The sequence below is a fragment of the Kitasatospora sp. NPDC057542 genome (genome assembly GCF_042801945.1).
In the GTDB taxonomy this organism is placed as follows: domain Bacteria; phylum Actinomycetota; class Actinomycetes; order Streptomycetales; family Streptomycetaceae; genus Kitasatospora.
This window is the reverse complement of record NZ_JBHVFE010000091.1, coordinates 1-23,745: the sequence shown is the minus strand read 5'-3', so window position 1 is coordinate 23,745 and position 23,745 is coordinate 1. Positions and strand designations below refer to the sequence as shown.

Annotated in this window: 23 protein-coding genes; 12 read left to right on the top strand and 11 right to left on the bottom strand. The window is 75.2% G+C overall.

Annotated features, from left to right (window positions below):
- Nucleotides 1-41 precede the first annotated feature (41 nt).
- The 4 genes from ACFU7Y_RS14530 to eccB form a co-directional block, all read right to left on the bottom strand.
- Nucleotides 42-407, bottom strand: coding sequence for a hypothetical protein (locus ACFU7Y_RS14530; protein ID WP_224285136.1), 366 nt, complete (start codon nucleotides 405-407; stop codon nucleotides 42-44).
- Between the two features lie 19 nt (nucleotides 408-426).
- Entirely contained in the window at nucleotides 427-726 is a 300-nt protein-coding gene (locus tag ACFU7Y_RS14525) for a WXG100 family type VII secretion target (protein ID WP_224285137.1), read from the bottom strand.
- A 33-nt stretch (nucleotides 727-759) separates the two neighbouring features.
- A complete protein-coding gene (locus ACFU7Y_RS14520; RefSeq protein ID WP_224285138.1) occupies nucleotides 760-1,086 on the bottom strand; it encodes a hypothetical protein in 327 nt (108 codons plus the stop codon).
- Nucleotides 1,087-1,171: 85 nt separating this feature from the next.
- A complete protein-coding gene (gene eccB, locus ACFU7Y_RS14515) occupies nucleotides 1,172-2,650 on the bottom strand; it encodes a type VII secretion protein EccB (RefSeq protein WP_380768086.1) in 1,479 nt (492 codons plus the stop codon).
- A gap of 175 nt (nucleotides 2,651-2,825) precedes the next feature.
- On the opposite strand from eccB, the gene ACFU7Y_RS14510 reads away from it, so the two are divergent.
- From ACFU7Y_RS14510 to ACFU7Y_RS14475, 8 genes are all read left to right on the top strand, one after another.
- A complete protein-coding gene (locus ACFU7Y_RS14510) occupies nucleotides 2,826-3,509 on the top strand; it encodes a DUF6308 family protein (RefSeq protein ID WP_380768084.1) in 684 nt (227 codons plus the stop codon).
- 99 nt (nucleotides 3,510-3,608) lie between these two features.
- Nucleotides 3,609-5,141: an NAD(P)/FAD-dependent oxidoreductase gene (locus ACFU7Y_RS14505; protein ID WP_224280228.1), complete on the top strand. Its 1,533-nt coding sequence runs from the start codon at nucleotides 3,609-3,611 to the stop codon at nucleotides 5,139-5,141.
- The gene (locus tag ACFU7Y_RS14500) at nucleotides 5,138-6,496 is read left to right on the top strand and encodes a glutamate-cysteine ligase family protein (protein WP_224280203.1); all 1,359 of its coding nucleotides are present in this window, start codon (nucleotides 5,138-5,140) and stop codon (nucleotides 6,494-6,496) included. Before ACFU7Y_RS14505 ends, ACFU7Y_RS14500 begins: the two co-directional genes overlap by 4 nt.
- Before the next feature lie 152 nt (nucleotides 6,497-6,648).
- Nucleotides 6,649-6,891 (top strand): hypothetical protein, encoded by a 243-nt coding sequence (locus tag ACFU7Y_RS14495; RefSeq protein WP_224280205.1) that lies wholly within the window; start codon nucleotides 6,649-6,651, stop codon nucleotides 6,889-6,891.
- A gap of 139 nt (nucleotides 6,892-7,030) precedes the next feature.
- Nucleotides 7,031-8,236 (top strand): MFS transporter, encoded by a 1,206-nt coding sequence (locus tag ACFU7Y_RS14490; protein WP_380768081.1) that lies wholly within the window; start codon nucleotides 7,031-7,033, stop codon nucleotides 8,234-8,236.
- A 116-nt stretch (nucleotides 8,237-8,352) separates the two neighbouring features.
- Nucleotides 8,353-9,075: a class I SAM-dependent methyltransferase gene (locus tag ACFU7Y_RS14485; protein WP_224280209.1), complete on the top strand. Its 723-nt coding sequence runs from the start codon at nucleotides 8,353-8,355 to the stop codon at nucleotides 9,073-9,075.
- A gap of 489 nt (nucleotides 9,076-9,564) precedes the next feature.
- Nucleotides 9,565-10,887: an MFS transporter gene (locus ACFU7Y_RS14480; protein WP_224280211.1), complete on the top strand. Its 1,323-nt coding sequence runs from the start codon at nucleotides 9,565-9,567 to the stop codon at nucleotides 10,885-10,887.
- An 87-nt stretch (nucleotides 10,888-10,974) separates the two neighbouring features.
- Nucleotides 10,975-12,078: an NAD(+)/NADH kinase gene (locus ACFU7Y_RS14475; RefSeq protein ID WP_224280213.1), complete on the top strand. Its 1,104-nt coding sequence runs from the start codon at nucleotides 10,975-10,977 to the stop codon at nucleotides 12,076-12,078.
- A 61-nt stretch (nucleotides 12,079-12,139) separates the two neighbouring features.
- On the opposite strand, the gene ACFU7Y_RS14470 is transcribed toward ACFU7Y_RS14475, so the two are convergent.
- From ACFU7Y_RS14470 to ACFU7Y_RS14460, 3 genes are read right to left on the bottom strand one after another with little or no spacing between them, the layout of a single operon-like run.
- Nucleotides 12,140-12,541, bottom strand: coding sequence for a pyridoxamine 5'-phosphate oxidase family protein (locus ACFU7Y_RS14470; protein WP_224280214.1), 402 nt, complete (start codon nucleotides 12,539-12,541; stop codon nucleotides 12,140-12,142).
- A 60-nt stretch (nucleotides 12,542-12,601) separates the two neighbouring features.
- Complete coding sequence (locus ACFU7Y_RS14465; protein WP_224280216.1) at nucleotides 12,602-13,231, bottom strand: MBL fold metallo-hydrolase; 630 nt, start codon at nucleotides 13,229-13,231, stop codon at nucleotides 12,602-12,604.
- Nucleotides 13,228-14,313 (bottom strand): S-(hydroxymethyl)mycothiol dehydrogenase, encoded by a 1,086-nt coding sequence (locus ACFU7Y_RS14460; RefSeq protein ID WP_224280218.1) that lies wholly within the window; start codon nucleotides 14,311-14,313, stop codon nucleotides 13,228-13,230. Before ACFU7Y_RS14460 ends, ACFU7Y_RS14465 begins: the two co-directional genes overlap by 4 nt.
- Before the next feature lie 642 nt (nucleotides 14,314-14,955).
- Between ACFU7Y_RS14460 and ACFU7Y_RS14455 the strand changes: the two genes are divergently transcribed.
- The 3 genes from ACFU7Y_RS14455 (at nucleotide 14,956) to ACFU7Y_RS14445 (ending at nucleotide 17,833) form a co-directional block, all read left to right on the top strand.
- On the top strand, nucleotides 14,956-16,170 hold the full coding sequence (locus ACFU7Y_RS14455; protein WP_224280219.1) for a cytochrome P450: 1,215 nt from the start codon (nucleotides 14,956-14,958) through the stop codon (nucleotides 16,168-16,170).
- A complete protein-coding gene (locus ACFU7Y_RS14450) occupies nucleotides 16,167-16,424 on the top strand; it encodes a ferredoxin (RefSeq protein WP_224280221.1) in 258 nt (85 codons plus the stop codon). The genes ACFU7Y_RS14455 and ACFU7Y_RS14450 overlap by 4 nt, the downstream gene beginning before the upstream one ends.
- Nucleotides 16,425-16,618: 194 nt before the next feature.
- The gene (locus ACFU7Y_RS14445; RefSeq protein WP_380768077.1) at nucleotides 16,619-17,833 is read left to right on the top strand and encodes an MFS transporter; all 1,215 of its coding nucleotides are present in this window, start codon (nucleotides 16,619-16,621) and stop codon (nucleotides 17,831-17,833) included.
- A 9-nt stretch (nucleotides 17,834-17,842) separates the two neighbouring features.
- Here ACFU7Y_RS14445 and ACFU7Y_RS14440 read toward each other — a convergent pair whose 3' ends face one another.
- From ACFU7Y_RS14440 to ACFU7Y_RS14425, 4 genes are all read right to left on the bottom strand, one after another.
- Nucleotides 17,843-18,745: a LysR family transcriptional regulator gene (locus ACFU7Y_RS14440; protein WP_380768075.1), complete on the bottom strand. Its 903-nt coding sequence runs from the start codon at nucleotides 18,743-18,745 to the stop codon at nucleotides 17,843-17,845.
- A 9-nt stretch (nucleotides 18,746-18,754) separates the two neighbouring features.
- A complete protein-coding gene (locus tag ACFU7Y_RS14435; RefSeq protein ID WP_380768073.1) occupies nucleotides 18,755-20,002 on the bottom strand; it encodes an aminoglycoside phosphotransferase family protein in 1,248 nt (415 codons plus the stop codon).
- Nucleotides 20,003-20,117: 115 nt separating this feature from the next.
- Nucleotides 20,118-20,975: a PhzF family phenazine biosynthesis protein gene (locus ACFU7Y_RS14430; protein WP_224285125.1), complete on the bottom strand. Its 858-nt coding sequence runs from the start codon at nucleotides 20,973-20,975 to the stop codon at nucleotides 20,118-20,120.
- A 38-nt stretch (nucleotides 20,976-21,013) separates the two neighbouring features.
- On the bottom strand, nucleotides 21,014-22,111 hold the full coding sequence (locus ACFU7Y_RS14425; protein WP_224285124.1) for a DUF5937 family protein: 1,098 nt from the start codon (nucleotides 22,109-22,111) through the stop codon (nucleotides 21,014-21,016).
- Nucleotides 22,112-22,316: 205 nt separating this feature from the next.
- Here ACFU7Y_RS14425 and ACFU7Y_RS14420 point away from each other — a divergent pair, with 205 nt between their 5' ends.
- Entirely contained in the window at nucleotides 22,317-23,591 is a 1,275-nt protein-coding gene (locus ACFU7Y_RS14420; protein ID WP_380768071.1) for an MFS transporter, read from the top strand.
- The last annotated feature ends 154 nt before the right edge of the window (nucleotides 23,592-23,745 follow it).

Sequence of the window (23,745 nt, the reverse complement as noted above, 5' to 3'; positions counted from 1 at the left end):
GGGCCGGGTGGCCCTCCGGCGCCGACGGCGGGCTCCTGGCGTCAGGGGAGCTTGGTCGTCGGGGCGACGCCGGTGAGCACGTCGTGGAGGACCTCCAGCAGCTGGGCCTCCGTGAGGGCCTCGTCGTTGCCCTCGTGGAGCGTCCGCCCGGCCTTCAGCAGGTCGTTGACGATGTCGTCGAGCGTCTTGCGGACGGCCTCTATGCCCTCGCCCACGCTCTTCGCGTAGTCGAGGTAGGCCTGCTTCAGCGCCTTGGCGGACGGAAACGCGTCCTGGCCCGCCTTCAGCGCCGACGGCGCCTTCGCCCAGTTCGTCTTCTGGCTGTTCACGTCCTGCTCGAAGGCCCGCAGCTCTGCGAGGCGGCCCTCCAAGTAGGCGATGGTGATCTTGGTGGTGTCGCCGCTCATGCGCGGGCCCCCCTCCTCGTCAGGCGAACTGCTTCCCCGCCTGGGTGTCCGACTCGCGCATGATGTCGTGCATCGTGCTGAGGGTGTTCGCGGCCGCCGTGATGTCGTCGTCCATGGCGGACTCGTTGGCCGTGACCACCCGGGAGAGGTCCTCGAAGGCCGTGGCCGCGACACCCTGGAAGTGGCCGCCGTCGATCACGCCCCGCAGCTTGCTCATGAGTTCGTCCAGGTTGCTGCGCATCATGTTGCCGGCCTGGCGCAGCTCGCCGACCGCCTGCGACACGGTCTCGTGGTGGAGCTGGATGTTGCCGAAGTCCATGGGGTTACTCGATCCTCTTCTGGTGATGAACCGTCAGACGCCTTGCAGGCCGTTGTAGATGCCGTCGGCGGCGTGGGCACGGGCGTCGTCCTCGGCCTGGGTGAGGATCGCGTTGGCGCCCTGGGTGGACTGTACGAAGCGCTCGAAGGCGCCGATGACCTGCTGGTAGCGCGTCATCCAGTCCTCGACCTTCCGTTGGAACTCGCTGCTCGCGCCGGAGATGTAGCCCCCGGCGATCTCCTCCTTGATCCGCTCGACCGTGCGACCGGCGGTCACCATGTGCTCGATCTGCTGCTCCAGGCTCGCCAGGACCTGGCGGATCGCTTCGTCTTCCTTGGTCAACATGCCCGGTGTGGTCATGCTCTGCTCCCTTCCCTGCGCTCGCCGGACGGACTGCCCGGCCGAGACGTCTGATCGGACCAACGGCCCTGTTGAGGACGGTGGTTCAGCTGCACGCCGACGGACTTGCCGCGACGGTGCCGGCGGCCCCCGGGGCGGCCGCGGTGGCGGTGGGCGCGGTGGCGTCGGCCATGGCCGCCGGATCGAGGCTCGGGCCGGAGGGCAGCAGCGCCACCACCGCGGCCGGGACCGCGGTCGGCGTCGCACCGCCGTAGCCGAGCTGCTTGACGACCGCCGGCGAGGGCAGCGGGTAGCGCACCCCGCCCTCGGTGACCAGGTACTCGGTGCCGCCGGCGCCCGCTCCCGACAGCGCCCGCACCAGGGCACCGCGGCCCGGCCGGACGGCGATCCGGTCGGCGACGGCGCAGGCCGCACCCCCCGCGTCGGCCGGCGGCGTCGGCGGACGGCCCGCGTAGGCCCGGTCGGCGGGCAGCACGGTGACGGCGGTGGTCGGGGCGCCGGCGCCGGTGTGCAGGTCGGCGCAGACGCCCTCGCCGTGCAGCGGGGCGACCAGAGCCGGCGGCGACTCCGGGAGCCCCGGGGGCGGCGGTCCGCCGGGCGCGGCGTGCCCGGCGAGGTCCAGGGCGCCGATCGGCGCGGGCGCCGGGGCCGCACTGCCGTACGCCTCCTTCTGGGTGCGCGGATCGCCGAGCAGCAGGGCGTACAGGGTCGGGGTGAGCGGAGCGAGGCCGTCCTTGGTGAGCAGGTAGTGCGCGCCGCCCGGGGCCTCGAAGAGCTGGCCGATCCGGGTCGGCTTGCCGCCCAGCGCCGGGCCCGCCTCCCCGCGCCGGGCGACGGCGGGCGCGGCGAGGTCGGGCCCGGCGGGCAGCGCGTTCAGCACTCCGGCCGGCACCGGGAACGGCGTCGCACCGCCGTAACCGAGCGCCTGGAGCGCCTGGTTGGCGGTGTCGACGCGCAGCCGCTGGCCCTGCCAGAGCAGGTGCGTCGAGCCGTCCGGGGCCGCGACCAGCAGCCCCTGGCCGGGCGTCAGCGCCCGCCCCTCGGCCGCCGGGTCCACCAGCACCGCCAGCTTCGGCACGGGGGTGCCGGTCGGGCCGGGCTGGGCGGTGGCGCAGACCAGCCAGGTGCCGCCGGCCAGGTCGGCGGCCGGCGGCAGCCCGTCCGGGGCGCCGACGATCCCGACCGGGGCGCCGCGCGGCGCGTCCGCGATCGAGGCCCGGCTCACCTGCCGCACCGTCATCTGCTCACCGGCCAGCAGCCTGGCGCTGGTGTCGTTCAGCACCGGATGCAGCTGCCCTCCGACGGACAGGTACCGGGCGCCGGTCTCCTCGACCACCACCAGCGTGCCCGGCTTGGCCCAGCCGTCGCCGCCGCCGGGCCGGATCACCCCGTACACCGCGACACCCAGCCCGATCAGCACCCCCACCGCCAGGCCCGTCATGGTGCCCCGGGTGGTCCGCCCGGTGGGGGTGTCCGGCGCGTCGGGCTCCGCCCGCAGCATGCCCGAGGCCAGCCTGCTCATCACGAACAGGTGCGCCTGCACCTGGTCGCGTCGGGACTGCATCCAGTTCCTCCCCGGTTCCTCACGGACGCGCCCGCTGCTCGCGGCCGCACCGCTGCGCGCGCCCACTACGGTCCTACGGCCCCCGGCACCGGCCCGGTTCACCACCCGGCACCGGACCGTCGGCCCCCTCCGCTCTGCCACACTGACCCCGGACGCACGGATCAAGGGGGCTCTCGTGACGGCACTGTGGATCCCGCCGGTGTACGAGGACCGGGAGACGTCGGTCCGCCTGCTGCGCGCGTACTTCACCGGGCGGCGGGCGAAGGGCGGCCCGGCCTACACGGGCGCCCACTTCGAGCGGCTCGCCGGCGGCGGCGACCGCCCGGAGACGGCGGACCGCTTCACCGCCGACGACCTGATCGCGATCACCATGCTGAGCGTCTCGGTCGAGCCGCACGGCGCCGTCGAGCTGCTCACCGACCCCGACGGGCACTGGCGGCGTCTGCTGTCCGCGATCCCCCGCGACGCCCGGCTGGAGGACCCGGCCTGCGCCCCGCTGGTCGCCCCCGGCGGGCCGGCCACCGAGCTGTGGGAGCGGCTGGCGAACCCGCGCGGCACGTACCCGGGCAAGCCGGACGGGGTCGGCCCCGTGGTCGCCGGCAAACTGCTGGCCCGCAAGCGGCCGCACCTGATACCCGTCTACGACGTCCGGGTGAAGGCCCTGTTCCGACGGCCGCGGGTCGACACCACCTTCTGGTCCGCGCTGGCCGACGCCCTGCGCGCGGACGGCGGGGCGCTCCGCGCCCGGCTGGCCGGGCTCCGTACGGAGGCCGGGATCGGTGAGGACATCGGCGTGCTGCGGGTACTGGACGTCATCGCCTGGATGCACCGGGGCGAGACCGGGCAGGCGGCGGGCTGAGCCCGCGCCCGTCACCCGCATCGGCGCCGCGAAGTGGCATGGGCAGGATGCCTGCCCGAGGCTGGGGCGGGGGTCCCGCCTCGGATGGGTACGGTGCCGATGTTCGATACGAGCTTTGCGTTCCCGCGTTCGCTGGAGAAGCCGGTGGCCGGTGCCCGGGGCCGGGTGGCCGTGGTCGGGGCGGGCGTCGCCGGGCTGGTGTGCGCCTACGAGCTGCAGCGCCGCGGGTTCGACGTCGTCGTGTACGAGCGGGCGAACCGGCCGGGCGGGCGGGTGCGCACCCACCGTTTCTGGGACGGCACCCACGTGGACCTCGGCGCCATGCGCATCCCCGGCAACCACCACTGCGTGCTGCACTACGTCTCCCGGTTCCGACTGGCGACCCGCCCGTTCGTCAACGCCAACCCGCGCGCCTACTACCACCTGCGCGGCCGGCGGGTCCGGGTGCAGGACGTGGCGGCGCTGTTCCCCGCGTACGACCTGCGCCCGACCGAGCGGCAGCCTCCGACCCCGGTGCTGGACCACCTGCTCGGCTCGGTGTGGCGCACCCTGACCGTGGAGCAGCAGCGGCGCACCCTGGAGGGCCACTGGGACGACCCGGCGCTGGAGCGGGCGGCCTCGGTGTCGCTGTGGCAGTTCGTCCACGAGCACCTGTCCCAGGACGCCTGGGACCTGGTCGGCCACGCCAGCGGCCTCGCCCACTACGAGCAGTCCTCGCTGCTGGAGGTGCTGGTCGACTACTTCGGCCTGTTCCACCGCGGCCAGGTCGAGCTGGTCGACGGGCTGGACGCGCTGATCCACGCCTTCGTCGGCTCGCTGCGCCCCGGCACGCTCCAGCTCTCCACCCAGGTCGACGAGCTGGCGCTGACCACGGACGGCGTCCGGCTCCGCGGCCGGCGGATCGGCGCCCGGCTGCAACAGGACGTCGACTACGTGGTGTGCTGCGTCCCGGCACCCGCGCTCGACCGGATCGCGCTCACCCCGGGCCTGCCGCACGCCCAGCGGCACGCCATCCGCGGCATCAGCTACGCGAGCAGCATCAAGACCGTCCTGCACCTCACCCGCCGCCGCTGGGAGCTGGAGGACGGCATCCACGGCGGCGGCAGCTTCACCGACCTGCCGATCCAGCAGTGCTGGTACCCCTCGGACAACGCGGTGCGGGCGAAGGCCGGGGTCAACGGCGGCTCCGGCCCGCACTGGACGGTGCGCGACCCGCTGCGCTCGGCCGAACCGACGGCCCTGCTCGGCGCGTACCTGTGGGGCGCCAACGCCCGCCGCTTCGCCGCGCTGGAACCGGCCGACCGGGACGCGCTGGTGCTGCAGTGCCTGGAACGGCTCCACCCGGGTATCACCGGGGACGTGGACGACATCGTGCACTGCAACTGGGACGTGCAGACCGGCATGGGCGGCGGCGCCTTCGCCCATCTGACACCCGGCGAGCACACCCGCTACCTGAGCGTGCTCGGCTCCCCGTTCCCGGCGGAACAGCCGCGGATCTTCTTCGCCGGCGAGCACCTGTCCGGTGCCCACGCCTGGTGCCAGGGCGCGGCGCAGTCCGCCCTCGGCACGGTGAGCGCGCTGCTCGACCGGGCCGGGCACCCCCGGGTCGCCACCCGGGTGGGGGCGGTGTGACGCAGGGCGAGGCGGGCCCGGCCCTCGGCCGGGCCGAACTGCTGGCCCCGTTCCGGCCCGGCCGCTGCGAACTGGTCGGCATCGAGGTCGAGTGCGGCCTGGTCGACCCGGCCACCGGGCTGGCCGCCCGCTACTTCGGCGAGCGCGGCGTGCTGGCCGTCCTGGAGGCGGTGCTGGCCAGGTGGGGCGGCGAGCGGCAGGAGGACGCCGGGCGGCTGACCGGGGTACGGCTCCCGGACGGCAGCCAGATCACCCTGGAGCACGGCGGCCAGCTGGAGTACTCCTCGACGCCCGTCCCGTCCGTGGCCAAGGCGGTGGACGACATGCGTGCCGCCCTGGATCAACTCGCCGAGCTGGTCGGCCGGTTCGGCCTCGCCCTGCTGCCCGGCGCCAACCTGCCGTTCGACCGGCTCGCCGACATGCAGTGGGTGCCGATGAGCCGGGGCGCCATCATGCGGGACTACTTCGCCGGGCTGGGCGAGCCGGGCAGCCGCGCCCGGTACGTGATGGCGCTGTCGCTGTCCACCCAGGTCACCCTGGACTACCTCTCCCCCGCCGACTTCACGCAGAAGCTGCGGATGCAGATGGCCGCCGCCCCGGTGGTCTCCGCCCTGCTCGTCAACTCGCCGCTCCAGGAGGGCGGTTCGTCCAGCGGGCTGCTGTCCCACCGCTGCTGGGCCTGGCTGCGGATGGACCCGCGCCGGGGCGGGGTGCTGCCGCCCGCGCTGCGCCCCGACGTCACCGTCGAGCAGGTCGCCGACTGGGCGCTCGGCATCCCGCTGATCCACTACCGCACCCCGGACGGCCGCTACCACCCCGCGCCCGACCGCACCTTCGCCGAACTCCTGCGGCACGGCTACCCGGACGGCTCACGGCCCACCCCGGTGCACTGGGCCGCCCACCTCAACCAGCTCTGGACCAACACCCGGGTCCGCAACACCCTGGAGCTGCGCGCCTCGGACGGGCCACCGTACCCGTTCATCCCGGCCGTCCCCGCCCTCTGGGCCGGGCTCAGCTACCACCCCGAATCCCGCTCCGCCGCCTGGGAGCTGCTCGGCCGCTACACCCTGCACGACCACCGGGCCGCGCTCGCCGAGCTGCCCGCCCTCGGGCTCGCCACCCGCCTCGGCGGCGACCCGGTCCGCCCGCTGGCCGCCGAACTGCTGCGGCTGGCCCGGGCCGGCCTCGCCGCCCGGATCGCGGCCGGCCTCGAACCGCCGCACGTGCTCGGGTACCTGGACCCGCTGGAGGAGATCCTCGCCACCGGACGGACCTTCGCCGAGCAGTGCCGGGAACGCTGGCACGGCGACCTGCGCCGCGACCCGGCCCGCTACGTCGCCGCGTACCGGGTCTGAGGCCGCCGGGACACGCGGGCACCACCACCGCGTCAGCAGTTCGTCAACGGCGTGTCAGCAGCCCGTCAATCCGGGCCCCGGCGCCCGGGAAGCGGCGGAAGCTGGACGGACCACGCCTGCAGAACCCGCAGGTCGCCCCGGAGGTGAGCCGCATGTCCGTCCTCGCTGCGTTCCATTCCGTCGGCCCGGACGTGCGCCGCCACGGCCACGGCCTACGCGCCGCCGTGACGCAGGTCCTGGACCGCCTGACCGCCAGCCCGCTCGACAACACCGTGCTCGGCGCCATGGGCACGCCCCGTCCGACCGGTCCGCGCGCCCACCGGCACCCCGTGCCCCGACCGGACGGCGCCACTCCCCCCGAAGTCACCGGTGACCGGAGGCCTCGCGCCCGGTGATCTCCGGCCGGGAGCCGGGCCCGTCCGTCCCGGCGCGGGCGGGGCACCACGCGGGCGGGGCACCGTGGCACGGCCATTCGGCGCAGCGCTCCCCCACGCGGCACGGCCCCGGTCCGCAGTGCGCGCCTATGGTGGGCGAATGACCGATCGTCGGACCGCCCGGCCCGGTGGTGTCGCCCGGGTGGGCCACCTCGTCGCCGCCGCCGCTTTCGCCGTCTGCATGGCGGGCACCACGCTGCCCACCCCGCTCTACGGGCTGTACCAGGAGAAGCTCGGCTTCTCCGAGCTGACGGTGACGGTCGTGTTCGCGGTGTACGCCTTCGGCGTCATCGGCGTGCTGCTGCTGATCGGCAACGTCTCCGACGCTGTCGGACGCCGGCCCGTGCTGCTCTGCGGCCTGGGCTGCTCGGCCGCCAGCGCCGTGGTCTTCCTGGCCGCGGACAGCGTCGCCCTGCTCTGCCTGGGCCGCCTGCTGTCCGGGCTGTCGGCGGGCCTGTTCACCGGCACCGCCACGGCGTACGTACTGGAGCTCGCGCCGCCCGGGCGCCGGGCCCGCGCGGGCTTCGTCGCGACCGCCGCCAACATCGGCGGGCTCGGCTGCGGACCACTGCTGTCGGGCCTGCTGTCGCAGTACGCGCCGTACCCACTGATCCTGCCGTTCGCCGTGCACCTGGGGCTGCTCGCGGCCTCGTTCGGGCTCACCCTGCTGCTGCCGGAGACGGTCGCCGGGGCCCGCCCGCTGCGCACCGCCCGGCCCAACCGGCCGACCCTGCCACCGGAGGTCCGACGGGTGTTCGTGCCGGCCGGGATCGCCGCCTTCGCCGGATTCTCTCTGCTGGGCCTGTTCACCTCGGTCAGCCCCGCCTTCCTCGCCGTCGACCTGGGCGTCCACAACCGTGCGGTGGTCGGCCTGGTCGTCTTCACGGTCTTCTTCGCCTCCACCCTCGGCCAGCTCCTGGTGCCCCGGCTCGGCACCGCTCGGGCGATCCCGCTGGGCTGCCTGGTGCTGATCGCCGGGCTGGCCCTGCTGGCCGCCTCGCTCGCCCGGGAGACCCTCCTGCTGCTGGTGCTCAGCGCCCTGGTGGGCGGCGCCGGCCAGGGCATGGGCCTGCGCGGAGCGGTGGGCGAGGTCGCCGCCGCCGCTCCCGCCGAGCACCGCGGCGGCGCCCTCTCGTCGCTGTTCGTGGTCGCCTACTTCGGCATCTCGATCCCGGTCATCGGGGTGGGCCTGCTCGCCGGACGGCTCGGTCTGACCGACGCGGGCCTGGCCTTCGCCGCCTGCATGGCCGTGCTCGCCGCCGCCTCCGGCGCCTACCTGCTGCGCCAGGCGCGCGCCGGGACCTGACCGTCGCGCGCCACCCGCGCGCGCCCGCCGGGTCCCGCCGGTACGCGCTTGCCGTCCGGTCCGGGTACCGGTAGACACGACCCAGACGCCCCGCGTGACATCCGGAGGTCCCCGCCATGAGCGTGACGAGTCGGTACCGGGACGCCTGGGAGGGCTTCTGGCGCGACGCGCCCGAGGAACCGGGCTCGGTGATCTGGGATGCGGAGCCGGCCCTCAGCGCCGAACGCCACCTCACGCTGTTCCGCCCCCACCTTGCCGACCCCGCACTGCCCGTCGTCGATCTCGGCTGCGGCAACGGCACCCAGACCCGCTTCCTCGCCGAACACTTCCCGCTCGTCCTCGGGGTCGACCTGTCCACCGCCGCACTGGACCTCGCCCGGCGCGGCGACCCGGCCGGGCGGGCCGCGTTCACCCGCTTGGACGCCACCGAGGCCGAGGCCGTCCGGGCGCTCCACCACCGCCTCGGCGACGCCAACGTGTACGTGCGCGGGGTGATCCACCAGAGTGAGCCGGCCGACCGTCAACGGGTGGTCGAAGCCGTTCGCACCCTGCTCGGGGCGCGCGGCCGGGCTTTCGTGTTCGAGCTCGCCGAGGCGGCCAAGGACGTGCTCGACGACCTCGTCCGCGGCCCGGCCGGCCCGCCCCCGAAGCTGCGCCCGGTGTTCTCCCACGGGCTCGCCCCCGCCGGGGTCGCCGACGCGGCCTTCCCCGAGCTGTTCCGTGCGGCCGGCCTCGTCGTCCTCGCCACCGGCGAACTGCCGCTGGCCACCACGGAGTCCGCTCCCGACGGCGCCCGGATCGACCTGCCCGCGCACTGGCTGGTCGCCGGACCGGCCTGAGCCCGGGCGGTGCTGCCTGCGCCGGAACGTCGCCGCGAGCCCCGTCAGCCGGTGCGCCGCCCCCGCGACCGATACGCTGCGCGCACACGGTAGGTGCCGTGAAAGCCGTGTGTGCACATGAACTTGACCCTATGTCAGCTTTCAGCCATCCTCCGCGCCGACCCGAACCCTCCGGGGCCGCCCGCTCCGACGGCCCGGCCGTCGGTGATCTCCGCTGGTCACCCGTGGAACACCCGGCGCACCCGGCGCACCCGGAAAGATCGTTCACCACCGGGATCTTGGCGCATTTGTGGGGCCGGAGCGACGAAGGCGTTCGAACGATCGGGCCCGCCGTGTTTTGCTTCCCTGCACGTGACACCGGTCGGCGCGGCAGCAACGGGGTGTCCGTCCCGGCGTCCGAGGGCCTCGTGCTCGTCACCCCGGGCTGGGCGGTGACGCTGCCTCCACGCATCCGCCACCGGACCGTGCCCGACACAGGAGTCTGAATACATGGGATCTTCCACGGCCGAGGAGTCGCCCGTACCCGCGGGGTCCGGCCCGCCCGCGACGCCGCCCCCGGCCCCGGAATCCGTACCGCTGCGCCGGCACCGTCCGCTGCTGCTGCTCGTCACGGAGCAGATGACGAGCTCGGTGGGACGGCAGGTCACCGCGCTGGCGCTGCCGCTGCTGGCCATCGCCCATCTGCACGCCGGGCCACTGGGCGCCTCCGCGCTGATGGCGATGACCTACCTGCCCGGCGTCCTGCTCAGTCCGCTGATCGGCGTCGCCGTCGACCGGGCCCGGTTGCGGCGGATGCTGGTCTCGGTGTCCTGGCTGCAGGTCCCCGCCATCGGCAGCGTGCCGCTCGCGGCCGCGCTGGACGGCCTGACCTGGCCGCACCTGTTCGCCGCGGCCGCAGCCTCGGGGGCGCTGAGCTCCGCCCAGGGCATCGCGCTGCAGTCCTGCCTGCCCCGTGTGGTGCCCGCGGAACGCCTGCTGCCGGCCAACTCCTCGCTCACCGGCGCCCGGACCATCGGCCTGATCGGCGGACCGGCGCTCGGCGGCATCCTGATCGCTGTGATCGACCCGGCCCCGGCGCTGCTGGTCGAGTGCGCCGCCTACCTCGCCGGCGGGGCGCTGTTCCTCGCGCTGCCGGCCTCGCTGAACCGGTCCGCGCACGAGGCGGGCGGCGGCGCGCGGTCCCGCATCGAGGCGCTGAAGGAGGGCCTCGCGGTCATCCGGCGCGAGACCCTGCTGCGCCGCCAGGCCCTGGCCGCGGCCGGGCTCAACCTCGGCGGCGGGGCCGGCGGCGGTCTGTTCGTCCTGTACGCCGACCGGGAGCTGGAGCTGCCCCCGTGGCAGCTCGGCGCGGTCTACGCCGCGTACGCCGTCGGCATGGGCACCGGTGTGCTGGTCGCGACCTCCGTCACCCGGGCGTTGGGCATGGCCCGGGCCATCCGGCTGTGCGCCGTGGGCGCGGGGGCCGCCCTGTTCCTCATCCCGGCGGCCTCGCTGGGACTGGCCTTCCCGGTCCTGGTCCTGTACCAGCTGCTGTTCGGGCTGCTGGCCACCGTGTGGTCGATCGCCATGACCACCGGGCGCCAGCTCGTCACCCCCGCCCACCTGCTGGGCCGCGTCAACGCCTTCCTCCAGGCCGTGCTGACCGCCACCCTGCCGGTCGGTGCCTTCGCCGGCGGGTGGCTCGCCTCCCGGGTCGGCATCGTGCCGGTACTGGTCGGGGCGGCGGCCGTCGCCCTGGCGGGCGCGAGCAGCCTCTGGTTCCCGCGGGACGTGCTCGCCGGGATCGAGCGGGCGGCGGAGAGGACGGCCTGACGTCCGGGGCGCCGACGAGTCGCCGGGCCTCCCACCCCGAGCGCATCCTGGAGGGGAACCACATCCCCTCACCAGGGAGGAAGCCCGATGGCGGTCCGGCGCGTGGGTCTCGTGGTGCACAAGGGACGCCCCGAGGCGGTGGCGGCCTCGGAACTGGTCCGCGCCTGGTGCGCGGACCACCGGGTCCAGTGCACCGAGATCGACGTGTGGAGCACGGGTGTACAACGGCGCAGCGCCCGCGAGGAGATGGCCGCGGCCGGGGACCCGGACCTCATCGTCGCGCTGGGCGGTGACGGTACCTTCCTGCGCGGCGCCCGCCTGGCGGCGCACAACGACTCCCTTCTGCTGGGCATCGACTTCGGGCATCTCGGGTTCCTCACCGAGGTGCCCGCCCGGGACGTGCTCCAGGCGCTGGACGCCGTCCAGGAGTCCCGTACGACCGTGGAGGAGCGGATGCTGCTCACCATGCGCGCCTCCAGACCGCTCTCGCCGCCCGAGGAGCTCGGTCCGCTGCGGCCGGACGGCCGGCGACCGTCGCTGCCCACGCCGCAGGTGCGTCCCGGCTGCGAGGCCGGCGGGGGCTGGGGGGTGGCGCTCGACGTGCTCGGGCTGAACGACGTCGTCGTGGAGAAGTTCGACCGGGACGGCCGGGTCGCCGCCGCGGTCTACTTCGCCGGGAGGCTGCTCGCCAGCTACGCCGGCGACGCGCTGCTGGTGGCGACCCCGACGGGCTCCACCGCGTACAGCTTCGCCGCGGGCGGGCCGGTGGTCTCGCCCCGGGCGGAGGTCCTCGTCTTCACGCCCGTCGCGGCGCACATGGTCTTCATGCGCTCGGTGCTCGCCGCACCGGACGAGCCGATCGCCATCCGGCTGCTGCCGGACTCGGGGAACGCGGCGGTCAGCGTGGACGGCCAGCTCCGCGGCGTGCTGGAGCCCTGCGACTGGGTCGGCGTCTACGCCGCGCCGACCCGGCTGCGGGCGGTGCGCCTGGGGCCGACCGACTTCTACGGCCGCCTGCGCCGGCGGATGCGGCTGACCGACGCTCCCGCCACCTCCTCCGACGGCGAGGCGCCCTCGACCTGGCCGCTGACCGCGCCGCCGCCGCACGACCTGGAACACCTGAACCTGCCCACGCTGCAGCCGGGCAGACGCCTTCCCTCCGTGGTCCGCCAGGCCGACGGCGAGGCCTGACCGGCTCCGTGCGGAACGGGCGTTCCCGGGGTGAGAACGACCGTTCCGGGAGCGGGCGTTCTCAGGCCCGTCCGAGGACCCGGTCGACGGCGATCTCGATGACCACACGGTCCGGGTTGGCCCGCGGCTCGCGGTAGCGCTCGGCGTAGCGGCGCTCCGCCTCGGCGACCTGCTCGGGCTCGTCACGGACGACCGCGACGCCCTCCAGGGTCGACCAGCGGGCCCGGTCCACCTGGCAGACCGCGACCCGCAGGCCCTCGGGCCCGGCCGCGGCGACGTTGCGGGCCTTGCGGCTGGTGCGGCTGGTGATCACCCGGGCGGTCCCCGTCTCCGGCTGGTACGTCACGCCGACCGGCACCACGTGCGGCGTGCCGTCCGGGCGGGTGGTGGTCAGCGTGGAGATGTGCCGCTCCCGCCAGAAGGCGAGGAAGGAGCCGTCGAGGTCGCGCGGGTCATGGGCCATGATCGCGATGGTACGGCCCCCGGGGAACGATCTTTCCCCGGGGGCCGTACGGGCAGGGCGTCAGTGCCCGCGCGCGATCCACTCCGGCAGGGCCGGGGCCTCGGCGCCGATGGTGGTCGGCTCGCCGTGGCCGGTGCGCACCACGGTCTCGGCCGGGAGCGTCAGAAGCCGCTCGCGGATCGAGTCGACGATGGTCGGGAAGTCCGAGAACGACCGGCCGGTGGCTCCCGGGCCGCCCTGGAACAGGGTGTCACCGGTGAAGACGGTGCCCAGCGCTGGCGCGTACAGGCAGACCGCGCCCGGCGCGTGGCCCGGGGTGTGCAGCACGGTCAGCTCGGTGCCGGCCACCTCGATCCGCTGACCGTCGGCCAGTTCGCCGTCCGGCAGCCGCTCGGGGTGGGTGAGCTTCCACAGCGGCAGGTCGTCGGGGTGCAGCAGGATCGGCGCACCGGTGCGGGCGGCGAGCGCCGGGGCCGCGTCGATGTGGTCGTTGTGCGCGTGGGTGGAGACGATCGCCAGCAGCCGGCGCCCGCCGAGCGCGGCCTCGATGGCCTCGGCGTCGTGCGCGGCGTCGATCACCACCGCCTCCTCGTCGTTCCCGACGATCCAGACGTTGTTCTCCACCTCCCAGCTGCCGCCGTCGAGTTCGAAGGTGCCGGCCGTCACCAGCCGGTCGACGCGCGCAGTCACAGGACCACCACCGAACGCAGGACGTCGCCCTGGTGCATGCGCTCGAAGGCCTGCTCCACGGCGTCGAGCTCGATGGTCTCGGTGACGAAGGCGCCGAGGTCCAGGCGGCCCTGGAGGTAGAGGTCGATCAGCATCGGGAAGTCCCGCGAGGGCAGGCAGTCGCCGTACCAGGAGGACTTCAGCGCGCCGCCGCGGCCGAAGACGTCGAGCAGCGGGAGCTCCAGCGTCATCTCCGGGGTCGGCACGCCGACCAGGACGACGGTGCCGGCCAGGTCGCGGGCGTAGAAGGCCTGCTTGTAGGTCTCCGGCCGGCCGACCGCCTCGACCACCACGTCCGCACCGTTGCCGCCGGTCAGCTCGCGGATCGCCTCGACCGGGTCGGTGGTGCGGGAGTTGACGGTGTGGGTGGCGCCCAGCCTGCGGGCGGTCTCCAGCTTGCGGTCGTCGATGTCCACCGCGATGATCTTCGCCGCGCCCGCCAGCCGGGAGCCCATCACGGCCGCGCCGCCGACGCCGCCGCAGCCGATCACCGCGACCGAGTCGCCCCGGCCGACGTTGCCGGTGTTGATCGCGGCGCCGAGGCCCGCCATCACGCCGCAGCCCAGCAGGCCGGCGACGGCCGGCTCGGCGGCCGGGTCCACCTTGGTGCACTGGCCGGCCGCGACCAGGGTCTTCTCGGCGAACGCGCCGATGCCCAGTGCCGGGGACAGCTCGGTGCCGTCCAGCAGCGTCATCTTCTGCTTGGCGTTGTGGGTGTTGAAGCAGTACTGCGGGCGGCCCCGCTTGCACGCGCGACACTGGCCGCACACCGCGCGCCAGTTGAGGACCACGAAGTCACCGGGCTCGACCTCGGTGACGCCCTCGCCGACCGACTCCACGATGCCCGCGGCCTCGTGGCCGAGCAGGAACGGGAACTCGTCGTTGATGCCGCCCTCCCGGTAGTGGAGGTCGGTGTGGCAGACGCCGCAAGCCTGGATCCGGACCACCGCCTCGCCCGGGCCCGGGTCCGGCACCACGATCGTGGTCACCTCCACGGGCGCGCCCTTGGCGCGCGCGATGACTGCCTTGACCTGCTGGGGCATCCGATTCCACCTCCGTCTGCCGATGCGGCTCTGCACCGGCGTGACCTGCGACAAACGACTGCAAGACGAACTGCCCACGAAGCGTATCGCCCGCCCGGCCGGACACCCGCGGAGCCTGCGGGGCGATCCGGTGTGACGCGGTGTGATACGGCTCACCGCACGTGCCGACGGCATGTCCGCCGCCGTCGCGACGGCTCACGAGTCCTCACGTGGCACTCGCCGGCCGGGTATCCGCCGAGGGCCCGGCGACAGCCCGGCGTGGCCGCGCCGACGGGGGCGCACAAGTGTCGCTGAGCGCCTGTCAGTGCGCCTCGAAGTGCCCGGAAAGCACCGGCGTTGGCTGGAACTGCCGCAGACGGGCGCCCCGGCACCCACGTACGGTCGTAGCTGAGACGGTCCACGCGACCACGCTCAGCACACTCGCCCCACCCGTCGGCGCACGACCACGCGCCGGCCCCGCCGGGCGCGTACCGACCGTGCGCCCCCGCACATTTCGCGCCACACCCCCGTAGGAGCCCGACCGAACCCCGGCCCGTGTCGAGCCGCCAGCCGGCCGCATCACCCGTCCCCCCGCACCATCCCCGGATTCACCCACCGTCGGGTCGCGCCCCGCGGCCTACCGCCCTGGAGTCTGGAGTACGGATGTCCACCGAGAACAGTGCGACCAGCGCCGGCACCGCCCCGCTCCCCCCGCTGCACTGCATGCGCCTGCTCGAACCCGGCCCGCCCCGCCTCGCCGCGCTGCCCACCGGCACGCCGGTCTGGCTGGTCAGCCGGCACGCCGACGTGCGACAGGTGCTGACCGACCCGCGGCTGGGCCGCGCCCCGCTCTACGCGCCGGACGCCCCGCCGGTCACGGTCACGCCCAACATCCTGGACGACCCTCAGAGCATGCTGAACATCGACGGCAGCGAGCACCAGCGGCTGCGCCGCACCGTGCAGCGGGCCTTCACCCCGCGCGCGATCGAACGGTGGCGGCCCTGGGTGGCCTCGGTGGTCGAGTCGCTGATCGACGAGCTGATCGACCACGGCTCCCCGGCCGACGTCATCGCCGGCTACTCCCGCCCGCTGCCGGTCGCGGTGATCAGCCGGCTGATGGGCCTGGACAACCTGGACAGCAAGCGGCTGGCGCACTGGAGCGACCACGCGCTCTCCACCACCGCCTACAGCGCCGAGGCGATCGTCACCGCGATGACCGAGTTCGCCGCCTTCGGCGCCGAGGTGATCGCCGAACGCCGGGCCGCCCCCGGCGAGGACCTGGTCAGCCGCCTGCTCGCGGCCGCCGCCGAGGACGGCTCGATCACCGAGGGCCAGCTGGTCGCGCTGGTCATCGGCCTCGTCGTCGCCGGCCACGAGACCACCATGACCAGCCTCGGCAACGCCCTGGTCTACCTGCTCCAGGACGGCCGCGAGGCCTGGCAGCGGCTCGCCTCCGACGAGACCAGCGCCGCTGCCGCGACCGAGCAGCTGCTGCGCGCCGTCCCGCTCGGCGACCGGCAGGAGCACATGCCCGGGCTGATGCGCCGCACCACCGAGGACGTCGAGATCGGCGGCGTGGTCATCCCGGCCGGCAGCGTGGTCGCCGCCGACGCGGCCGCCGCCAACCACGATCCGGAGGCCTTCACCGGTGACCTGCGCACCGAGTTGTTCGCCCCGCTGACCGCCCCCACCCTCACTTTCGGCGCCGGGCCGCACCACTGCCTGGGCGCCTGGCTGGCCCGGATGGAGCTGGAGCTCGCCCTGTACCGGCTGGCCCGCCGGCTGCCCGCCCTGCGGCTGGCCGACCCGGTCGAGCAGATCGACTGGCGGCGCGGCCTGCTCACCCGCAGCCCGAACGCCCTGCGGGTGGCCTGGTGACGGGCCGCGCGGACACCGAACCGGTGGTCGTCCGGGTCGACCGGACCCGCTGCATCGGCTCCGGGATGTGCGCCCTCAGCGCCCCCGACTCGCTGGCCCTCGGCGCCGACGGGCTGGCCGCACCGCTGGCCGAGTACGCGGACGGCGGCGCGGCGCTGACGGACGGGCTGAGCGAGGCAGTGGACTTCTGCCCGGTCGAGGCGCTCAGCCTCCACTCGGCCCGAGGCGGCTACCGGATCGCCCCCGCGGAGTGAGTCCGCCCCGGTGGTGCCCGCCGCGGTCGTCGCGCCGGGCACCACCGGCGCCTTCCCGGCGAACCGGCCGGTCGAACAGCCGGTCGGTCGACGAACCGTTCGGTCGAAGAACCGGGTGATCGATGAGCCCGGCTAATCGGTCGATGAGGTTATCGATCTTGTTCGGCTCTTCCGCCGGCTGGTGAGCTGACCGCATGACAAACGCCGAACCCCTCGCGTCACCGGCCGCCTCACCCACCGCCCACCGCTGGTCCCCGGTCCTCGCCGTCGCACTCGCCACCTTCACCGTGGTGTCCTCCGAGATGATGCCGGTCGGCCTGCTCACCCCGATGTCCCACAGCCTCGGGATCACCGACGGGGTCACCGGCCTCTCCCTCACCATCACCGGCCTGATCGCCGCCGTCCTCTCCCCCTTCGCCCCGCTGCTCGTCGGCCTGCGCGACCGCCGGACCGTCCTGGTCGCCTTCATGCTGCTGCTCGGCCTGGCCAACGCGGTGACCGCGCTGGCGCCGGACTTCGCCGTCCTGGCCGCCGGCCGCGTCCTGCTCGGCGCCGCCATGGGCATCGTCTGGGGCCTCGCCGCGAGCATCGGCCCGCGCCTCGCCGACGGCCCGCGCATCGCGCTCGCCATGACGCTGATCTTCTCCGGCGTCTCCATCGCCTCGGTCCTCGGCGTCCCGCTGGGTACCTACCTGGCCGCGCTGCTCGACTGGCGCGCCGCGTTCTGGGCGCTCGCCCTGCTCGGCGCCGCCTCCGCCGCCGTGCTCGCCGCCACCCTGCCCACGCTGCCCGTGCACGAGCGCGGACGGCTCGGCGGACTGGCCGGCGCCCTGCGCCACCGGGGCATCGCCACCGGGATCGCGATCACCGCCTTCGTCGTGCTCGGCCACTTCGCCGGCTACACCTACGTCCGCCCGGTCCTCGAAGCCGACGCGGGCCTGAGCAGCGGCGTGATCGCCGCCTGCCTGCTGGTGTACGGACTCGCGGGCATCGCCGGGAACTTCACCCTCGGCCCGCTGTCCGGGCGCCGCCCGAGGACCGCCGTCGCCCTCGCCCTCGCCGGCGTCACCCTGGCCGCCGCCCTGCTCACCCACGCCACCGGCGTCGTCACCGTCCTGCTCGTCCTGATCGTCTGGGGAGCCTCGTACGGCGGTGTGTCGGTCTCCACGCAGACGTGGGTCCGCACCGCCGACCCGGCCCGGATGGAGGCCTCGGCAGCGGTCTGGGCGGGCGTGTTCAACGCGAGCATCGCGCTCGGCTCCTTCACCGGCGGACTGGTCGTCGACCGGGCCGGGAACCACGCCGTCCTGCTCACGGCGGCCGGCCTGGCGGCCGTCGGGCTGCTGCTCACCCTGCTCTCCCGGCCGCACGCCCGGCGGCTGGACCGGCGGCTCGACCAGCCGGTGTAGCCCGCCGGCTCAGTCGACGTGCCCGGCCAGCAGCTCGACGAACCCGGCCGCCAGCCGGTGCGGCCGCCGCTCGTTGCGGACCACCTCCAGCGTGGTCGGCTCCAGCCCGGGCACCGGCAGGAAGCGGATGTCCGGCCGCTGGACGTACGCCGTGCTGCGCTCACACAGCAGCAGCCCCTGACGGGTGCCGGCCACCATCGACAGCCCCTCCTGGATGGTGGCCGCACCCGCCGAGTAAGCCAGCTCCCGCCCGCACGGCGTCCGCCGGGGCGCGTTCGCCTCGCGCCAGTACTCGGGCGCCGGGCCGCGCGGCTCGATCAGCGGCAGCGCGGCCAGCTCGTCGGCGGCCACCCCGTCCGCCCCGCCGAGGCGCTGCGCGGCGGAGACCGCCACGGACACCGGCTGACGGGAGAACTCCATCAGCACCTCCAGCCCCGGCTCCCGGCACGGGGCGAGCACGATCGCCAGGTCGACCTCGCCCCGGGCGAGGAGCGAGAACGGGTCCGCCCACGGCAGCTCGACCAGCTGCACCGTGCCCTCCGGCAGGCCCGCGACCACCCGGGCGACCGGCTCGTACACCGCGCACTGGAATCCCAGCCGCAGCGGCCGGGCGGTGGCGGCGCCGGCCCGGGCGGCGTCGTAGCCCTCCCGGAGCCGCTCGAAGGCAGGCACCACCTGCTCGGCCAGTGCCCGCCCCAGCTCGGTCAACTCGACCCGGCGGCTGGTCCGTTGGAACACCGGAGCGCCGACCCGGCTCTCCAGGCGCTTGATCAGCTGGGAGACCCTCCCCTGCGAGACGCCGAGCCGCTGCGCCGTCCGCCCGAAATGCAGCTGGTGGACGAGGACGGAGAAGCACTCCAGCTCCTGCAGCGGCAGCTCGGGCAGGACGGGGGCCGGCGTCGGTCGTTCCACCACGGCAGTCTACGCCGGGCCACCGGCCGCTCCGCAGGCCAGAAGGGCGCGCAGCTCGGCGGCCGGATCGCCCTCGTGGTACGGGCGTTCACTCGGCTCGATGTGGTCCAGGAACTCCTGGTACCGAAGGGCGTAGGACAGGTGGTAGAGCGGCTCGGCGAGTTCGAGGGCGCGCCGCGGGTCGGCGCCGGGGGCATGGCGCTGCCAGGCCTGCGTCCAGACCCGGGCGTGGTGCTGCCAGGCCTCCTCGCTGACGTAGGCGCGCGGGCGCAGCCCGTCCAGGGCGGGGTGGCCGAGGCAGGAGTCGGCGTAGTCGACGACCACCGTGCTCACGCCGTCGGAGCGCCAGTTGCCGGGGTGGAAGTCGCCGTGCAGCAGCGTCTCCGGCAGGCCGCAGGCGGCCAGCCGGTCCAGCAGCCCCGGCAGGCCGGCGGCGAAGCCGCCCAGGCGGTCCAGTTCCTCGGGCGTCAGATCGGTCTCCTCGGCGAACCGGTCCAGCAGGGCCGTCAGTTGGGCCGCCAGGGCGCGGGGGGTGCGGTCGCGCAGGCCGGCCAGGTCGGCCGGGCGGTCGGCCAGCGCGGCCTGGGCGGCGACGACCCGGGGGACGACGTCGGCGACCGTCCCGGCGGACGGGCCCCAGCAGTCCTCGCCGGGGACGTGGTCGAGCAGCAGCCGCCCACCGGAGGGGTCGGCGGCGAGGACGGTCGGGACGAGCCCGGGGTCGACGCTGCCGAGCAGTGCGATGACCTCGCCCTCGTGGGCGTTGAACGCGGGCGTCGTGGTCTTCAGCCAGGCGTCGACGCCGGTGGCGGTGGGGAGGCGGAAGAGGCCGGAGAGGTTCCAGGTCCGGATCTGCCGCGCGGGTGCGGCCGGCGGGCGGCCCACGGCGGCGAGCTCCGCCTCCGCCCAGGTCAGCGCCCCCCGCAGGCCTCCGGGCGTGGCCCAGGCGGCGCGGCGTTCGGCGGGGCCGAGCAGCGCGGCCGTCCCGTCGTCCGGGGTGCCCGCGCCGAGCCCGGTCGGCCGGCGCAGCGCCTCGGCGTGGTAGCGGACCCGCCCGCCGTGGCCGGGGTTCTCGCTCTGCCCGTCGACCAGCCGCGCCACCAGCACCGGCACTCCGGCCGATTCCGCCGCCCGGGCGACCACCCCGTCCACGGAGGACCACCAGCCGACCTCCACCTCGAAGGGGCCCAGCTGCCCGAAGTACTCGTCGCCGAAGGTGAGATCGACCGTCACGGTCCGGTTGCTCGCTCGCTGCATCGGAGCAGCTTCGCCCACGGAGGCGGGCACGTGCCAACGGTTTTCCGCACGCGCCGACCGGGCCGAGGGCGCGCAGGTCCTGCGGCAACCCTTGCCCTGAGGACCGGAACCGGCGCTACGCGATGGCCACCGCCGTGCCCGAGACACGTACCCGGGTGTCCTCCGCCCGCAGTTCGACCCGCAGGACGCCGGGGCGGCCCAGGTCGTCGCCCTGGTACAGCGTCAGCACCGCCGGGGCCGCCACCGCGCCGAGGTCCCGCAGGTAGGCGCCGAAGGCGGCCGCGGCGGCGCCGGTGGCCGGGTCCTCGACCACACCGCCGACCGGGAACGGGTCGCGGACGTGGAAGAGCTCGGAGGCCTCCCGCCAGGCGAGCTGCAGGGTGGTCAGGTCGCGGGCGCGCATGAAGTTCGCCAGGCCGTCGAAGTCGTAGTCGAGCCGGGCCAGCCGCTCGCGGGTGGCCACGGGCAGGACGAGGTGCCGGGCACCCGCGTAGGCGACGCGGGGCGGCAGAGCCGGGTCGAGGTCGGCGGCGGACCAGCCGAGCAGGGCGAGCGCCTGCGCCACGTCGGCCGCCGGCACCTCCTCCACCTTCGGCTCGACGCTGGTGAGGGTGGCGCGCAGCAGCCCGTCGGCACCGCGCTCGACCTCGACCGGGACGTCCCCGGCCGCGGTCGCGAAGACGTACCGCCCGGGGCCGGTGCGCTCGGCGAGGGCGACGGCGGAGGCGACCGTCGCGTGTCCGCAGAACGGCACCTCGGCGAGCGGGCTGAAGTACCGCACCCGGTAGGCCCCTTCGGCCGGGCCGGCGGTCAGGAAGGCGGTCTCGGAGTACCCCACCTCGGCGGCGACGGCGAGCATCCGTTCGTCGGTCAGCCCGGTGGCGTCGAGCACCACGCCGGCCGGATTGCCGCCCTCGGGGCGGGTGGCGAAGGCGGCGTAGCGGAGGATCTCAGGAGCGGCGTCGTCGGTCATGACCGGACGAACGCCTGCCGTGGGGCCGCTGTTCCCGCTCACCGCAGCACCGCCTCCAGGAAGTCCGAGCCGAGCCGGGCGCTGCCCGCCAGGTCGAGCTCGTAGAGCATGTAGCGCCCGCGCCGCCTGGTCGTGAGCAGTCCGGCCTTGCGCAGCACGGCCAGGTGCCGGGACACCTCGGGCGCGCTGAGCTGCCAGGCGGAGGCCAGTTCGCCGGTGGTGTGCGGGCCGCGGGCCATGGTGCGGGCGAGGCGCAGCCGGACGGGGTGGGCGAGCGCCTCCAGCCGCTGCTGGACGAGGGCGAGCGAGACGGGCTCGGGCAGGCCGGTCTCGCCGACCGGGTACTGGAGGACGGGCCGCCAGCCACGCGCGTGCACCACCAGGAGGTGCGGGCGGCCGAAGGCGGTGGGGATGAAGGTGACGCCCCCGGCGTCGGTGCCGCCGGCGGTGTTGTCCTGGAGCTTGTCGATGACGATCCGGCGCCGTCCGTCCCCGCCCTGGTCGAGGGAGACGGAGGGCGAGATGTCGGCGAGCGCGTCGGCGAGGCCGTGGCGGGCGAGCAGGTCGGCCTTGCGCCGGGCGTCGGCGGCGAGGTCGGGCAGGACGCGCTGCCAGGCGTCGGCGAAGAACGCGGACCGGCAGTCCTCCAGCATCCGGCGCACCAGGGCCCGGACGGCCGGCGGGTCGGCGAGCAGCCGGTCGGCGAAGGCGGCCTGCCGGGGGCCGCGGGCGAGGGCGAGTTCCCGGGCCCGCTCGTTGGCGGCCGGGTCGGTGAGCGGGGATCCCATCCGGCTGGTGAGCCGGGAGGAGCCGCAGGTGGTGATGAGGGCGGCGGCGACGTACAGCTCGTCGTCGATCCGGTCGACGGCGTCCAGTTCCTCGGCCAGGGTGGCGCCGGGCAGCCCCGGGACGAGGAAGTCGGCGCGTGAGGAGCGCCAGAGGAAGTCGGCCTCCAGCAGCCGCTCGGACAGCTCCGGCGGGATCACGGTGGCGGTGCTGCCGGCCCAGCCGTGCAGCGCGGGGTGGTGCGCCGGCTCGGCGAGGACGTGCAGCATGGCGTTGAGCTCGGCGAGCGGGGAGGGCGCGAAGAGCAGGCGCCCGTCGGGCAGGCCGGTGATGTCGATGGTCACGCTCATGCGGCCGCCTCGCTGCCCTCGGCGGGGGCATTCGCTCCCACGCTGCTCCTGATGGTCCTCCCCCGGCCTTCGGCCGGGGGGATCGCCGTGCTTCGCTCACTCACGCTGCCGATCCTGTCACCCCGCCCTGCGAGGTCCTCCGTCGATTGACGGGAAGCGTCAATCCGCGTGCCAGGCGGTCCGGCCCGGGCGGACGGTACCGGCCATGAGCCTGATCCGGGAGAAGTCCGTTCACGACCACGCCGCCGTCCGCCACGGCGAGCCGCCCGCCCCGCCGACCGGCACGGGCCGCCGGAGCCCGTCCGCGCTGTTGAGCCTGCTGACCGCCGCCGGCGGCCCCCGGTACGCCGTCGCGCTGGCGGTGGACGCGGTGGGCGGCGGGCTGCTGCGCCCGTTCCTGCTGCTGTACGGCGTCGGCATGCTGCGGCTGGGCGCGGGTGCCGCCGGGCTGGCGCTGTCGGCCGGGATGGTGGCGGGCCTGCTGGTGGTGCCGCTGACCGGCCGCTGGATCGACCGCGGCGCCCGGACCCTGCCCGCCGCCGCCACGCTGCTGCTGCGGGCGGCGGGTGCGCTGACGCTGCTGCTGGCGGACGGCCTGCCGGGGTTCACCGCGGCGGCGGTGCTGTTCGGGGTGGGCAGCCAGTCCTGGCCGACCACCCACGCGGCGCTGGTGAGCACGCTGACCGAGGGCCGGCTGCGGGATGCCGCGCTGGCTGCCGGGCGGTCGCTGCGCAACGCCGGGCTGGGAGTGGGCGCGCTGCTGGCCACCGTGGCGGTGAGCGGCGGGGCGGGCGCGATCCGGGTGCTGGCCGGGGTGACGGGCGTGGCCTGGCTGGTCGCGGCCGTCCTGGTGGGCTCGCTGCGGGTGCGGGCTCCGCAGCAGGAGCGGGCGGCGAGCGCGCGGGAGCGTGCCGAGCCGCTGCGCCGGATCACCCTGCTGAGCCTCGCCAACGTGCCCTACGCGTTCTGCTTCGACGTGCTGGAGGTGGCACTGCCCGCGCTGCTGGTGCTGCAGCTGCACGCCTCACCGGCCTGGTCCTCGGGCATCTTCGTCGGCAACACGGTGCTGGTGATCGCCCTGCAGCTGGCGCTGGTGCTGCGGCTGGCGGACCGCTCGCGGCGCGCCGTGCTGGCGGCCTCCGGGGCGCTGCTGGCGGTGTCGTACCTGGGCTTCTGGGCGGCCGGCTCGCTGGGCGGCGGGGCGGGCGCGGCGGGCGTCGCGGCGGTCTCGGTGCTGTACACGCTGGGCGAGATCCTCTACACCGGATCGGGGACGGCGCTGGTGGCGGCCGTCGCCCCGCCGCACCTGCTCGGACGGGCGCTGGCGCGCTGGGAGCTGTCGGCGGGCGTGGGCCGGGCGGCCGCGCCGGCCGTGCTGACGGCGTTGCTGGCCTCCGGTCCCGGGATGCTCTGGGTGCCGCTCGCCGCGGCGACCGCGCTGGGGTCGCTGGCAGTGCTGCGGCTGGGCCCGGCCCGGTGACGGGGCGGCCGCTCCGACCCTCCGGATGCGGACGCCGCTCCCAGCGCCGATGCTGGCGGCGAGGCGTGCCGACCCGAGGAAGGACGAAAGGCACATGAGCGAGCGAAGCATGGGGGTCCCCCCGGCCGAAGGCCGGGGGGAAGTCATCGAGAGG